This is a genomic window from Kibdelosporangium banguiense, assembly GCF_017876405.1.
GTDB lineage: Bacteria > Actinomycetota > Actinomycetes > Mycobacteriales > Pseudonocardiaceae > Kibdelosporangium > Kibdelosporangium banguiense.
Window position 1 is genome coordinate 2,380,725 of sequence record NZ_JAGINW010000001.1, and the last position, 13,441, is coordinate 2,394,165.

At 66.9% G+C, this 13,441-nt stretch carries 12 protein-coding genes; 5 read left to right on the forward strand and 7 right to left on the reverse strand.

The genetic code is table 11. The features are described from left to right. Positions 1 to 43: 43 nt before the first annotated feature. The 5 genes from JOF56_RS11375 (at position 44) to JOF56_RS11395 (ending at position 6,858) form a co-directional block, all read left to right on the forward strand. Positions 44 to 517, forward strand: a complete 474-nt coding sequence (locus JOF56_RS11375) for an RNA polymerase sigma factor (RefSeq protein WP_245378236.1) — start codon at positions 44 to 46, stop codon at positions 515 to 517. Continuing rightward, positions 517 to 1,287, forward strand: a complete 771-nt coding sequence (locus JOF56_RS11380) for a hypothetical protein (protein ID WP_209637057.1) — start codon at positions 517 to 519, stop codon at positions 1,285 to 1,287. Before JOF56_RS11375 ends, JOF56_RS11380 begins: the two co-directional genes overlap by 1 nt. A gap of 80 nt (positions 1,288 to 1,367) precedes the next feature. Beyond that, positions 1,368 to 3,407 carry a PhoX family protein gene (locus JOF56_RS11385; protein WP_245378237.1) on the forward strand — a complete coding sequence of 680 codons (2,040 nt, stop codon included), beginning with the start codon at positions 1,368 to 1,370 and terminating at the stop codon, positions 3,405 to 3,407. Positions 3,408 to 3,542: 135 nt separating this feature from the next. Next, the gene (locus JOF56_RS11390; protein ID WP_307855045.1) at positions 3,543 to 5,603 is read left to right on the forward strand and encodes a PhoX family protein; all 2,061 of its coding nucleotides are present in this window, start codon (positions 3,543 to 3,545) and stop codon (positions 5,601 to 5,603) included. Positions 5,604 to 6,210: 607 nt separating this feature from the next. Continuing rightward, a complete protein-coding gene (locus JOF56_RS11395; RefSeq protein ID WP_209637061.1) occupies positions 6,211 to 6,858 on the forward strand; it encodes an SDR family oxidoreductase in 648 nt (215 codons plus the stop codon). Here the strand turns inward: JOF56_RS11395 and JOF56_RS11400 are convergent. From JOF56_RS11400 to JOF56_RS11430, 7 genes are all read right to left on the reverse strand, one after another. Further along, a complete protein-coding gene (locus tag JOF56_RS11400; protein ID WP_209637063.1) occupies positions 6,842 to 8,152 on the reverse strand; it encodes an amidohydrolase family protein in 1,311 nt (436 codons plus the stop codon). The two genes, JOF56_RS11395 and JOF56_RS11400, sit on opposite strands and share 17 nt — an antisense overlap. Before the next feature lie 10 nt (positions 8,153 to 8,162). Further along, entirely contained in the window at positions 8,163 to 9,131 is a 969-nt protein-coding gene (locus tag JOF56_RS11405; protein ID WP_307855046.1) for a nitric oxide synthase oxygenase, read from the reverse strand. Between the two features lie 69 nt (positions 9,132 to 9,200). After that, positions 9,201 to 9,842, reverse strand: coding sequence for a tRNA (guanosine(46)-N7)-methyltransferase TrmB (gene trmB / locus JOF56_RS11410; RefSeq protein WP_372448374.1), 642 nt, complete (start codon positions 9,840 to 9,842; stop codon positions 9,201 to 9,203). 67 nt (positions 9,843 to 9,909) lie between these two features. Beyond that, positions 9,910 to 10,419: a hypothetical protein gene (locus tag JOF56_RS11415; RefSeq protein WP_209648181.1), complete on the reverse strand. Its 510-nt coding sequence runs from the start codon at positions 10,417 to 10,419 to the stop codon at positions 9,910 to 9,912. Positions 10,420 to 10,795: 376 nt separating this feature from the next. Continuing rightward, positions 10,796 to 11,560 (reverse strand): ABC transporter permease, encoded by a 765-nt coding sequence (locus JOF56_RS11420; RefSeq protein ID WP_209637067.1) that lies wholly within the window; start codon positions 11,558 to 11,560, stop codon positions 10,796 to 10,798. Further along, positions 11,557 to 12,495, reverse strand: a complete 939-nt coding sequence (locus JOF56_RS11425; protein WP_209637069.1) for an ABC transporter ATP-binding protein — start codon at positions 12,493 to 12,495, stop codon at positions 11,557 to 11,559. Before JOF56_RS11425 ends, JOF56_RS11420 begins: the two co-directional genes overlap by 4 nt. A 187-nt stretch (positions 12,496 to 12,682) precedes the next feature. Next, complete coding sequence (locus tag JOF56_RS11430) at positions 12,683 to 13,402, reverse strand: ABC-2 transporter permease family protein (protein ID WP_209637071.1); 720 nt, start codon at positions 13,400 to 13,402, stop codon at positions 12,683 to 12,685. Positions 13,403 to 13,441: the final 39 nt, after the last annotated feature.

Genomic DNA, 13,441 nt, shown 5'->3' on the forward strand with positions numbered 1-13,441 from the left:
AGTGGTGACCCGCCCGGAGGCTAGACCGTCCAGAATGGACTCGATGGCGGCGTTCTCGACACTGTTCGATGAGTCCTTCGAGCCGATGAAGCGGCTCGCGTACCTGCTTGGTGCGGACGACCCGGAGAACATCGCGCAGGAAGCCTTTGTGCGTTTGCATGACCGCTGGCACACGTTGTACGACGACAGCAAGGCGTTGCCGTACCTGCGCGCGATGGTCGTGAACCTGAGCCGATCCCGGCTGCGACATCTGCGGGTGGTGCGAAAGACGCCGCCGGATGTGATGCTCGATGAGCTGTCGGCCGAGACACACGCCATGGCGAGACAGGAGCACAAACGGATCAGGGAGGCGCTGAGCAAGCTCTCCCGCAGGCAACGGGAAGTTCTGGTGTTGCGCTACTGGCTGGACCTGGATCAGGCCGCGATCGCCGAAACGCTCGGTGTCGCTGTCGGCACGGTCAAGGCAACGACGTCACACGCGATGACGAACCTGCGCAAACACCTGGAGGAGTGGTGATGGACGAGCTGGAGCGCAAGCTGCGCTCGGCACTCACCGAGATGGCCGAGGGGGTGCCGCCGAGCCACAACGCCTGGACTGAGCAGGAGCGTCGGCTTGCCCTGAAAAGTCGACGCAATCGAGTTCGACCAGCGCTTATGGCGGCCGTGGCAGCGGCGGTGGTGGCGCTCGTCGCGGTCCCGGTTGTGATCTTCAACGTCCGCAACGCGCCGGTGGATGCGGGCGCCGTGCCGCTGGTGACCGACACGCCAGATGCGTCGCCACGGTCTCGTCCGTCGTCGGACCAGGGGAAGAAGGTCGGCTACCGTTCGCTGGGCGATGAGCAGCTGTCGACCGACCCGATGGTCATCGGCATGCTCAGCCCGGCCAAGGAACCGGTTGCCGTGTACGCGTACACCGTCCGCACGGCCAAAGGGCTTGACCAGCTGTGCTTCGCCCAGAACAGGGAGGGCCAGGAGATCAACGGTTCCGAGCAGGCGAAGTACGGTCAGCCGCAGTGCTCGCCGCTCACCAGGCCGAAGACCGGTTTCTCCTGGGGCGTGCGGCAGGCGCCGGGCAGCGGCAACGCCGGCGCGACCTACTTGTACGTGATGTCGCAGCCGGCCGCCACTCTCATGCTCCGTGATGCCAACGAGCGGCTGATCGTCGCGCAGCAGAAGTCCACCGGTGCCGAGTTCACGGTGTTCGTCGGCTACATGGACTCGAAGCAGCCGCCGAAGGCGTGGACCGTCCGGGACATCGACACCAGGGTTCTGCAGAACGGACCGTGAACACCAGGTAAACGGCTGGTGTTCCGTTTTCCCACCGGCCGACCTAGTGTCAAGTTCCTCCCGAACGGACTGGAGGAGCCTTGACCCCACCACGTATCCGGTTGCCGCTGCTGCACGACGGCGGTCGCGCCCAGGTGACCTGCGAGTACAAGTGCGGCAACGCCTGTGCGCACGAGCCGCCGAATCCGTCGGGGAACGACTACATGGGTGACATCGTCACCGATGTGATCAGCCGTCGGCGCGCCCTGCAGGCAGGTGCGGCGGTGGCCTTCACCGCCACCGGGATCGGCAGTCTGAGCGGGAGCGCCGCGGCGGACGAGCAGCGTGGTGGTGGCCACACGCCGGGCCTGAACTTCGACCGCGTCCAGCCGAACACTCTGGATGCCGTGGTCGTCCCGAAAGGCTATGAGCAGGCGATCGTGATCCGCTGGGGCGACCCGGTGCTGCCTGGCGCGCCGAAGTTCGACTTCGACAAGCAGACCGCCGCTGCGCAGGCCAAGCAGTTCGGTTTCAACAACGACTTCGCCGCGCTGATGCCGTTGCCCGGCGACAACCAGCTGCTGGTGACCAATCACGAGTACACCAGCGAGAACTTCATGTTCAAGGGATACAGCTCGGCGAACCCCACCCGGGAGCAGGCCGAGATCGGCTGGGCCGCGCACGGCCTGAGCGTGGTCGAGGTCGAGCCCGTCCGCCGGTCCGGCGCTCTCAGACCGGTGATCGGCCGATACAACCGGCGGATCACGATGACCACGCCGTTCAGGATCACCGGTCCGGCCGCGGGCAGCGACCTGCTCAAGACCTCGGCCGACCCGACCGGCACGGTCGCGCTGGGCACGTTGAACAACTGCGCGGGCGGCGTGACGCCGTGGGGCACGATCCTGTCCGGCGAGGAGAACTTCAACCAGTACTGGGCCAACGCCGGCCAGACGCCGGAGCCGGTGAAGTCACGGGCCGTGCGCTACGGCGTCACGACCGGGGCCACCGCCCGCAAGTGGGAGCGGTTCGACAAGCGGTTCGACATGCTCCAAGAGCCCAACGAGGTCAACCGGTTCGGCTATGTCATCGAACTCGACCCGAACGACCCCGACTCGACGCCGGTCAAGCACACCGCCCTCGGTCGCTTCAAGCACGAGTGCGCGAACATCCGCGTGGCGCGCGACGGCCGCGTGGTTGCGTACTCCGGCGACGACGAGCGTTTCGAGTACCTCTACAAGTTCGTCTCCAAGAACAAGATGCGTCCAGGCAACAGCAAGGCCGCGCGCCGCTACAACATGACGCTGCTCGACGAGGGCACGCTCTATGTCGCTCGCTTTACCGGCGACAGCCCGGCCAGTGAGATCGACGGCACCGGGAAACTGCCGTCCGACAAGCGGTTCGACGGTTCCGGCGAGTGGATTCCGCTCGCCAGCGGCAATCGGTCGTTCGTGCCCGGGATGACCGCCGAAGAGGTCTACGTCTTCACGCGGCTGGCCGGCGACAAGGTCGGCGCGACCAAGATGGACCGGCCAGAGGACGTCCAGGCCAGCCCGAAGACCGGCAAGGTCTACGTGGCGTTGTCCAACAACGTCGAGCGCGGTGTCACACCTGGCAAGGAGAGCGCGACCGAGATCAACCCGCGTAACAACAACAAGCACGGGCACGTTCTCGAACTCACCGAGCACGACCCGTTGTCGCTGCGGTTCGACTGGTGGCTGTTCATGGTGTGCGGCGATCCGAACTCGCCGGACACCTACTTCGCCGGTTTCCCGAAGGACCAGGTCAGCCCGATCACCAGCCCGGACAACGTGGCGTTCGACCAGTACGGCAACCTGTGGATCGCAACGGACTCCGCCAACGCGCTCGGCATCAACGACGGGCTGTACGGCGTGCCAGTCGACGGTCCGCAACGCGGCAACCTCAAGTTGTTCCTGACCGTCCCGCGCGGTGGTGAGACGTGCGGACCGATCGTCCAGGAACGCGTGGTCACGGTCTGCGTGCAGCATCCCGGCGAGGTCGACGGTGCCAACGCGGACAACCCTGTGTCGCATTGGCCGGACGGCGGCGCAAGCCAACCGCGACCGGCTGTGGTCGCCGTATGGAAGCCTGGCCGCCACGGCCCGGACCGCATCGGTTCATAACCTGCGGTAACCAGCCGATTCTCCCGTGCGACGGCAGAGGGTGTTAGCCCGGCGTTCACCTGGATGTCGGCTATGTCTTCCCTGCCCCGCTTACGGTTCGGCCGTTCCGGACTGACCTTTTACGGGAGGCCTCGCGTGTCCTCACGCCCCGAGCCTGGCCGCTTGCTGCCTTTGCTCACGACCAACCACTACGGGCGGTCGGCGGTCACGTGCCGCTACCGCTGTAACAACGCCTGCTCTCACGACGCGCCCAACACGTCTGACAACGAGTACTTCGGTGACGTGGTCCGTGATGTCGTTCGCCGCCGCGGCATGCTCAAGGCGGGCGCTGTGCTCGCCGTCGCCGGCGCTGGTGTCGCCTCGTTGAGTGGCACCGCGACGGCCGCACCTGCCGACACCGAAGTGCAGCGCCACAACCGGCCAGACCGGCGGGACGGGCTGAACTTCGACCCGGTTGCGCCGAACACCGAGGACCGGATCGTCACCGCAGAGGGCTACGACCAGGCGGTCGTCATCCGCTGGGGCGACGCGGTGCTGCCCGGCGCACCGAAGTTCGACTTCGACAAGCAGACCGCCGCCGCACAGGCCAAGCAGTTCGGCTTCAACAACGACTTCTGCGGCCTGGTCCCGCTGGGCCACAACCGCTGGCTGATGGGCTCGAACCACGAGTACACGTCCGAGACCTTCATGTTCAAGGGCTACAGCGACGCCAACCCGACCGAGGAGCAGGTCAAGATCGGCTGGGCGGCGCACGGCTTCTCGGTCGTCGTGGTGCAGAAGGACTTCTGGTCGGGCAAGCTCGTGCCCAAACTGGACCGGTACTACAACCGCCGGATCACCGTCACCACGCAGTTCGCGTTCGACGGCCCGGCCGCGGGCAGCAAGTACCTGCAGACGTCGGCCGACAAGACCGGCCGCAAGGTCTTCGGCACCTTCGGCAACTGTGCCGGCGGCGTGACCCCGTGGGGCACGATCCTGTCCGGCGAGGAGAACTTCGACGGTTACTTCTGCAGCCCCACCACGCCGACCGACCCGCGCGTCACCCGCTACGGCAAGATCGCCACGGCGACCGCCCGCAAGTGGGAGCGGTTCGACAAGCGCTTCGACATCACCCAGGAGCCCAACGAGTTCAACCGCTTCGGCTGGATCGTCGAGATCGACCCGAACGACCCGAACTCGACGCCGGTCAAGCACACCGCGCTCGGCCGCTTCAAGCACGAGGCGTGCAACATCCGCGTCGCCTGCGACGGCCGCGTGGTCGCCTACATGGGCGACGACGAGCGCTTCGACTACATCTACAAGTTCGTCTCCAAGAACCGCATCAAGCACGGCGACAGCCAGCGCGTGCGCGAGGAGAACAAGAAGCTGCTCTCCGAGGGCACGCTCTACGTCGCTCGCTTCACCGGCGACAGCCCTGCCAGCGAGATCGACGGCACCGGCAAGCTGCCCTCCGACGGTGAATTCGACGGCACCGGCGAGTGGATCCCGCTGGTCAGCGGCAACAAGTCCTTTGTGGACGGATTCACCGCCGAAGAGGTCTACGTCTTCACCCGTCAGGCCGCCGACAAGGTGGGCGCCACCAAGATGGACCGCCCCGAGGACATCGAGCCGAACCCCAAGACCGGCCGCGTCTACGCCGCGCTGACCAACAACACCGACCGTGGCGTCGTGGCCGGCAAGGAAGGCCCCACCGAGATCAACCCGCGCATCGGCAACAAGCACGGCCACGTCCTCGAGTGGGAGGAGCGCGGCAACGACCCCACCGCCACGAAGTTCTCCTGGAAACTGTTCCTGGTCTGCGGCGACCCAGCCTCGCCCGACACCTACTTCGGCGGCTACGACAAAACCCAGGTCAGCCCGATCTCCTGCCCGGACAACGTGGCGTTCGACAAGCGCGGCAACCTCTGGATCTCCAGCGACGGCAACGCCCTGAAGTCCAACGACGGCCTCTTCGCCGTCCCGACCGAAGGGAAGTACCGGGGCCGCGTCAAGCAGTTCCTGACCGTGCCCAAGGGCGCCGAAACCTGCGGCCCGGTAATCGAAGACGACTTCGTCCTGGTATCCGTGCAGCACCCAGGCGAAATCACCGGCGCCAGCGCCGACAACCCCCTCTCCCACTGGCCAGACGGCGGCACCAGCCAGCCCCGCCCCTCAGTAGTGGCAATCTGGCCCCGCCGCGGCCCAATCTGCGACTGAGCCAGCCTTCCCCGGCTTCGAGCGCCAGCACCACCACCTGGCGCTCGAAGCCACCCACCCCCAGACACCTCCAGACCCCACGCGGCCCCCACCCAACTGCCAGACCCGCCGAAACCCCAGGCCCACCCAGCCCTCGCCAAAGAGCCCGCACGCCCGCACCTCAAGCCGTCTTGCCCACCCCTTGTGTATAGACATGCCCCCGCCCATCCCGGGGGGCGTCCCTGGTCCAGTCTATCGGTGATAGGGCGAGGAACGGCCTGTTCGAGAGGGTTGTGGACAACAGGATTTGCGAGTGGGCCGTTCGCACTGAGGTTTGCAGGTCAGCGCCTCGCGCCGCTGGGAGCCTCTGACAAGGATCCGCCACCAAGATGGCTTGTCGGTCCCGAACCTGCCTCCGGCCCCCGAATCCAGCCTATCGCCACCCACCGACAGAACCGGCTCCCCCAAGATCCACAGCAGGGAGTTGTCCACAGCCCGGCATCTGTCCACGGTCGACGCCGAAAACCCCTGTCGGTCTCCCCCGTCCGATAGACTGGAGCAGGGCCGCCCCCCGGGTTTCGGGTGGGGGCTGTTCTTTTGTGAAGTGGGCGATTTTGGGGGTTGGTTGGTGAAGACGGCGCTGGTGACTGGGGCTTCGGGAGGGATTGGCGCGGCGGTCGCCAGGGCTCTCGCGGCGACACATGATGTCTGGCTTGGCGGGCGCAAGATTCCCGAAGGGCTGCCTGGCCGGGCGTGGCCAGTTGATCTGCGGGACTTCGCTTCGCTGGAGCGGGCCACGGCTGAGATCGGCGATCTGGACGTGCTTGTGCACAGTGCGGGCGTGAGCCGGATCGGGCCGTTGGAGCAGACCTCGGTCGATGTGTGGCGGGAGACGCTTGAGCTCAACGTGATCGCGGTGGCGGAGTTGACCCGGGTACTTCTGCCCAGGCTGCGCGCTGCCAATGGGCACGTCATCCTGATCAACTCTGGTGCGGGGATACTGGCCCACGCCAACTGGGGTGCGTATGCGGCGAGCAAGTTCGCGTTGCGGGCCTTTGCGGACGCGTTGCGCGCCGAGGAGCCGGAGCTTCGGGTGACCACGGTTTTTCCGGGCCGGACCGACACGCAGATGCAGCGGGATGTGCGTCAGGCTGAAGGCGGCGACTACGAGCCGGAGAAGTACCTGAAGCCCGAGACTGTCGCCGCCGCCGTTCTGAATGCCATCAACACGCCTGGTGACGCGCACCCGACGGAAGTTGTCATCCGCCCGCGATGAGGCGTCGGGTGACCGCTCCGGCGGCGGCCTGAGCTTCGGCGCGGTCCACGAGGGTTGTCTCGCCGAGGCTGACGACCTGGTCGCCGGCCACCCAGACGTCCTGGACCTGGCGTGCGCCGGCGGCCCAGACGAGGTTCGACAGCAGTTGGACGTCCGGCACGTCGACGCCGCCTGCGAAGGCCGGCGAGTCCACGGACATGTGCACGATGTCGGCCCAGCGGCCGGTTTCCAGCGCGCCGATGTCGGTACGGCCGAGGGCGTCCGCGCCGCCGCGGGTGGCCATCAACAGGACATCGCTCGCGACCAGGACCGAAGCGTCCATAGTGGACAAACGGGCCAGCATGGCGGCCAGCCGGATGTCCTCCCAGAGGTCCAGGTCGTCGTTGCTCGCCGGTCCGTCTGTACCAATCCCGACCGGAACGCCGGCCGCGCGCAGGTCGCGGACGCGGGCGATGCCGGACGCGAGTTTCGCGTTGGAGCCAGGGCAATGCGCCACAGCCACACCGTTGGCGGCGAACACCGCGATGTCCTCATCGGACAAGTGGATGCTGTGCGCAGCGAGCACCCGGCCGCCGAAGAAGCCGATCGACTCCAGCAGCCGGGGCACTGATCCGTGGGACTCGCGCTGGGCTGCGTCCTCCAAAGCCGCCTCGGCCACGTGGATGTGCATCAACGCGTCGCGAGCGCGTGCGGCTGAAGCGACCTCCACCAGGACTTCGGGCGACAGGGTGTAGGCCGAATGTGGGCCGTACCCGAGCTCGATCCGGTCACCAGGACCGAACCGAAGGCCATGGGTGTCGATCATGGCGTTCATTTCGTCGAGCAGCTTGCGCCAGGTGAACCCGGGCGCCTCGATGATCCCGCCGGTCAGCACCGCGCGGGCGCCGGTCCGCAGCACCGCGCGGGACAGTTCCTCCAGGTTGAAGTACATCTCCACGCTGGTGGTCACGCCGGCCCGCAACATCTCCACGGAGCCGAGCAGCATCCCGGCGTGCATGTCCGAAGCGGTCAGCCGGGCCTCCGCGGGCCAGATCACGTCCTGCAGCCACCGCAGCAACGGCAGGTCGCCACCCATTCCACGCAGCACGGTCATCGGCGTGTGTGCATGAGTATTCACCAAGCCCGGCAACAGAATCCCGGTCAGCTCGGTGAGCACGGCCTCGCCCGGAGCCGACGAGAACGGCCCGACGTAACCGATCCGGCCGTCCTCCTCGATGTCCACCGCACCGTCACGCAGGACTGAACAGGCCGGATCGCAGGGCAGCACGATGGGAGCCCGCAAACGCTGACGCATAGGCCAGACGTTATCCCAGGAAGCTGGGTGCATACGTGTCCGGATCGGCGCGCACCGGCTGCGCGCCGCGAGGTGCGATGCTGACGCCTGCGGCTTCGAACGAGTGCAGCACCGCCCGGTCGAGCTCCAACGCGGCACGCTCCCGCCACAGCGAGGACTCCGAAGTGGTGTCCAGGCCGAGGTGTTCGGCGATCACGCGCCCGAACCCATACGCCCGGTCATCCCCCAACGCCTCCGCGCCGATCGCCGAAGACGTGTGGATCCCGTTGAACAGAGCGGGATACTCCAGTCCGCCGATGGCCAGCAGCTGCGAGCGGGCACCGACCGCGTGCCACCGCAGTCCAAGGTCGACGAACCAGCTGAGCTCCGGGTGCTCGAGCGGAACCTCCCGCACGACATCCCTGGGCAGCCCGAACAGCCGCACGCCACGCTCCGCGTCCCGCACGACCAAGGGCAGCAGGTCGAAGGCGCTGCGCGCGGTCGGCGGACGCCAGCCCATCTTGCGGACTGTGTCGGTGAACGCGACATGCCTGCGGTCACCGACAACCTGGCCGTGCTGCGCGTATCCGGCGTACCGCACCAGCTGCTCATTGATCAGCCGTGGACTGTCCGGCGCGAAGATCGTCACCGTCGGCCGTACCCGGCCTTTGCCCGAGGCCAGCCGAAGGTGTTGCACGCACCCACCCGCGACTTCGCTCGCGGTCACGGCCGCGCGCAGATCACGGACAAGTAGCCCGCGCCACGGGACACCGTGTGTGTACACATCGGTGTCACGCAGCGCGCGCCGCGCACCGTAGGCGAGTTCGCCGCGAGTGTGCTGGTACGTCCCGGTTTCCGCGATCTGCGCACGGACCTTGGCCAGCCGCGCTTGCACTTGGCCCGCGCGTGGCCGAGCACCGTGATACCGGTGCAGGAACTCCTCGGCGGCGGCCGAGAAGTCCGTCACTACGGATAAGGAAGCGTCAGGCAGGGCAGTCACGCTCTGGTTATCGGCCGATTGCTCTAAGGAACTCAACTACCTGGTCGTGTATTGCCGCTACCGAACGAACTACTCTGTGTCGACTTTCTGGAAAATCAGATCGCGGATGTTCCGATCCTCGGTATGCGCCCGCGACTCGAACTTCGTCACCGGCCGCCACTCCGGACGCGGTGCCCACTCGGAGTACACATTGCGCAACAACGGTTCCGCGCTGCACACCTTGAGCATGTGCTCGGCGTAGTGCTCCCAGTCGGTCGCCATGTGGAACCGTCCACCCGGGACGAGCCGCGACGCGACCAGCGAGACGAAGCCGGGCTGCACGATCCGGCGCTTGTGGTGCCGCTTCTTCGGCCAGGGATCGGGGAAGTAGAGGCGCACTTCGGACAGTGACGCGGGTTCGATGTGCTGGGTCAGCAGGATGACGGCGTCACCGCGCAGCAACCGCAGGTTCGTCAGGCCGTGCTCCTCCGCGCGCATCATCAGCTGCGCGAGCCCGGCTTGGTATACCTCCGCAGCCAGGTAGTTCACCTCCGGTGCGGCGGCGGCCAGCCTGGCCGTGGTCTCGCCCATCCCGGAGCCGATCTCCAGCACCACCGGTGCCGCCCGGCCGAACCACTGTTCGGTGTCCAACGGCCCGGCCGGCAGATCGAGCACCTCACGCCCAAGCTGCGGCCAGTGCCGTTCCCACGCCCTTTCCTGGCCCACTGTCATCCGCCCGCCACGCTGGACGTAGCTGACGATCGTGCGCCTGTGTAGCTGTTGTTCCACGTTCAGAACGCTAGGACACCGACTCCCACCGGGCGAGGTTGGACCGCAGATCGCCCATCCCGCCGACCGCGAGGGGGTCCGGGGACTCGGCGGCGGTGACGTGCACCGGGTAGATGTCCAGCCAGCCGAGGTGCCGGTCGGTCAGCACCAGAGTGGTCGGCACCGCCGGTCCGGACACCCGTCGTTCGGAGGGCATGTACTCCCAGTAGCCGCAGTCGCCGTCGCTGCTCCACGGAACGAAAACCCAGCCGGGCCGGGCATCGAGCAGCTTGCCGACACGATCTTCCAACAGGAATCCTTCGGCGCGGGAACTCAGTTCGCCGTTCGCCAGCGCCTTGAGCCACCACGGGGCGGGCAGCTCTGAGTCGACCTCGGTGGCCGAGCGGTACAAAGTCAGGACCTGGTCTTCCGGAGCGCGGTGCACCCATGCGCGCCGTGTCTCCGAGGGTCTGCCCGCGCCGGAGATGGATGCCAGCGCGGCATGTGGCTCAACGGCCTGCGACCATTCGAGCTCGATCATGGGCTCGACGCGCAGCGCGCGCCTGCCTTGGTTGGGTACCGCCGGCTCTGGCGGCTGGCTAGGAGCACTGATGTCAGCGACCGTCAACGTCCACCTCCGATGGTTCGTGACGGGGTCGATAGCGATCTGAGCGCCAGTCGAACATCGTTGTTCGCGGCCTGTACGGCTCCTCACAGCCTCTTAACATGGTCTTTACCGGGCCGCATGCGCTGGATCGCGTCATCACATCCTTGCAAGCCCGCTCGGTGATCGCAACCGTCCGTGACCAGACCAACAAAGAAACCCGGGCCACCCCCCGACAGGTGACCCGGGCTCTTCTTTCCCCCGGTTGGGGCCCGGCATGCCCCCCGACGGACACACCGATTGGTTCTTTCGTTCAGGCGTCCCGCTTCTTCGCGGTGATGATCGCGATGGTGAGCATCACGACGGCGAAGGCGGCGAAGTAGGCCAGCGCCCACCACGGTGAGAGCGTCGCGTCCGATGGCGGCGGCCCGGCCTGCACGGGCCGCCCGCTCATGTCCGGATCGCCGGAGATGAACTTGTAGGCGACGTTGAACGGCAGCCACTTGTGGATGTCGTCACCGACGTTCGGGATGAGCTGGACCAGCTGCTCGACCATCAGCGCGTACGTCAGCAGCAGGGCCACGGCACCGGCGGTGTGCCGGATCAGGATGCCGACCGCGATGGCCACCACCGCGGCGATCGCGAACACCAGGCTGACGCCGGCCACGGCCCGCCAGTCGGCCTGGCTGTTGAGCGCCAGGTCGGCCTTGGGCTGCAGCACCTTGGCGATGCCCAGCGAACCGAAGGCCGCGATCAGGCCGAGCACACCGGTCGCCAGCGCGACCACGATGGTCTTGGCCAGCAGGGCGGACGTGCGGCTGGGCACTGCCTGAAACGTGGTCTTGATCGTGTTGAAACGATATTCGGTGGTGATCGTCAGCGCGGCCATCACCAGGATCACGGCCAGGCCGAAGCTGTAGCCGAACTGCGTGCTCGGCACCGTGATCCACGCCGGGTCGTCCTCCGAGCCGGTGGTCAGCGCGGCGAAGCCGACGGTCACGACCAGCGCGAGCAGCAGCGACCACCACGGTGACCGCGTGGAGAACAGCTTGATTCGTTCGACGGCGAGCAGAGTCATCGGTTCACATCCACCAGTTGGTCAGCGGTGTCGGAGATTGCGGTGTTGTACTCGACCGAGTCGCCGGTCAGCTGCATGAACGCCTCTTCGAGCGAACCGCGCTGCGGGCTCAGCTCATGCAGGACGACCTGGTTGGCGGCGGCGAGTTCGCCGACCTGCGCACTGTCCATCCCGGACACGACAAGCGCGTCCGCCTCGTCGCGCATGGTGGCACCGGTGCGCATCAGGGCGTCCCGCAGCTTGCTGATCTGCGGGCTGCGCACCTTGACGGTGTTCTCCGTGGCGGCGTGGATGAAGTCCTCAGTGGAGCTCTGCGCGATCAGCTTGCCGCGCCCGATCACCACGAGTTCCTGCGCCGTCAGCGACATCTCCGAGAGCAGGTGGCTGGACACGAGCACCGTGCGGCCCTCGTCGGCCAGCCGGTGCATGAACTTGCGGATCCAGAGGATGCCCTCCGGGTCCAGGCCGTTGACCGGCTCGTCGAACAGCAGGATCTCCGGGTCGCCGAGCAGGGCGCCGGCGATGCCCAACCGCTGGGACATACCCAGCGAGAAACCTCCAGCGCGTTTCTTGGCCACCGCGGTCAGGCCGACCATCTCAAGCACCTCGTCCACACGCTTGACCGAGATCTTGTTCGACACGGCCATCCAGCGCAGGTGCGCGTAGGCGGAACGGTTGGGGTGCACCCATTTCGCGTCCAGCAACGCGCCGATCTTGCGCAGCGGGTGGTGCAGATCCCGGTAGTGCTTGCCGTCGATCAGCGCCACACCCGATGTCGGGTTGTCCAGCCCCAGCATCATCCGCATCGTGGTGGACTTGCCCGCCCCGTTCGGCCCCAGGAAGCCGGTGACCCGGCCCGGTTGGACGGTGAACGACAGATCGTTGACCGCGAGGGTCTTCCCGTACCGCTTGGTGAGGCCCCGTGCCTCGATCATGGTCGCTCCTTCATGTTGATTTCCCTCCCCGACGACCACACCATCCTGTGTGTATCGCTGGTCCCACCGCGTCGTCCCCAGGTGCCAAGTACGGGTCAACTCGCAGTCGTAGCGTGGCGGACAATTCGCCGTCCCGCGATCCGTGATCCCCCTGACGTGTCCCTGAGATACCTATGTCAGGGATGGCTCAGGCATCGCGCTTGCGGGCCGTCACCAAGGCGATCGCGAACAGCACGACGGCGTAACCCGCGAACACGGCCAATGCCGGCCACGGACCGAGCCCTGAGTCGGCACCGTTGAGGAAGCGCTTCGCGAGGTTGAACGGCATCCACTTCTGGATGTCGGCGCCCACCTTGGGGATGAGGCGGATCAGCTCCTCGACCATCAGCGAGTAGGCGAGCAGCAGCGCGACGGCGCCCGCGGTCTGCCGGATGAGTGTTCCGACGGCGATGGCGATGACCGCGGCGATCATGAACACCAGCCCGACGCCTGCGACGGCCCGCCAGTCGCCGGCGCTGTCGAGTGCCAGATCTGCCGACGGCTGCAGCAGTTTGCCGACGCCCAGCGACATGAAGGCCCCAGTCAGGCCGACGATCCCCGAGGTCAGGGCCACCACGACGGTCTTGGCCAGCAATGCCGACACGCGGCCGGGCACCGCCTGGAAGGTCGTGCGGATCGTGTTGAAGCGGTATTCGGTGGTGATCGTCAGCGCGGCCATTACGAGGATCACCGCGAGCCCGAACTCGTAGCCGGCCTGCGTGTGTGGCACGGTGACCGCGTCACCGGCGGACGGGTTCGCGGTGACAGCGGCGCCGAACGCGACGGTCAGCCCGACCGCGGCGACCAGGCACCACCAGGGTGACCTGGTGGAGAACAGTTTGATCCGTTCGGCGGCAAGCAGTGTCATCTTCTTCTCCGGGTGCGGTTGTTGACCTTGACCTGGGAA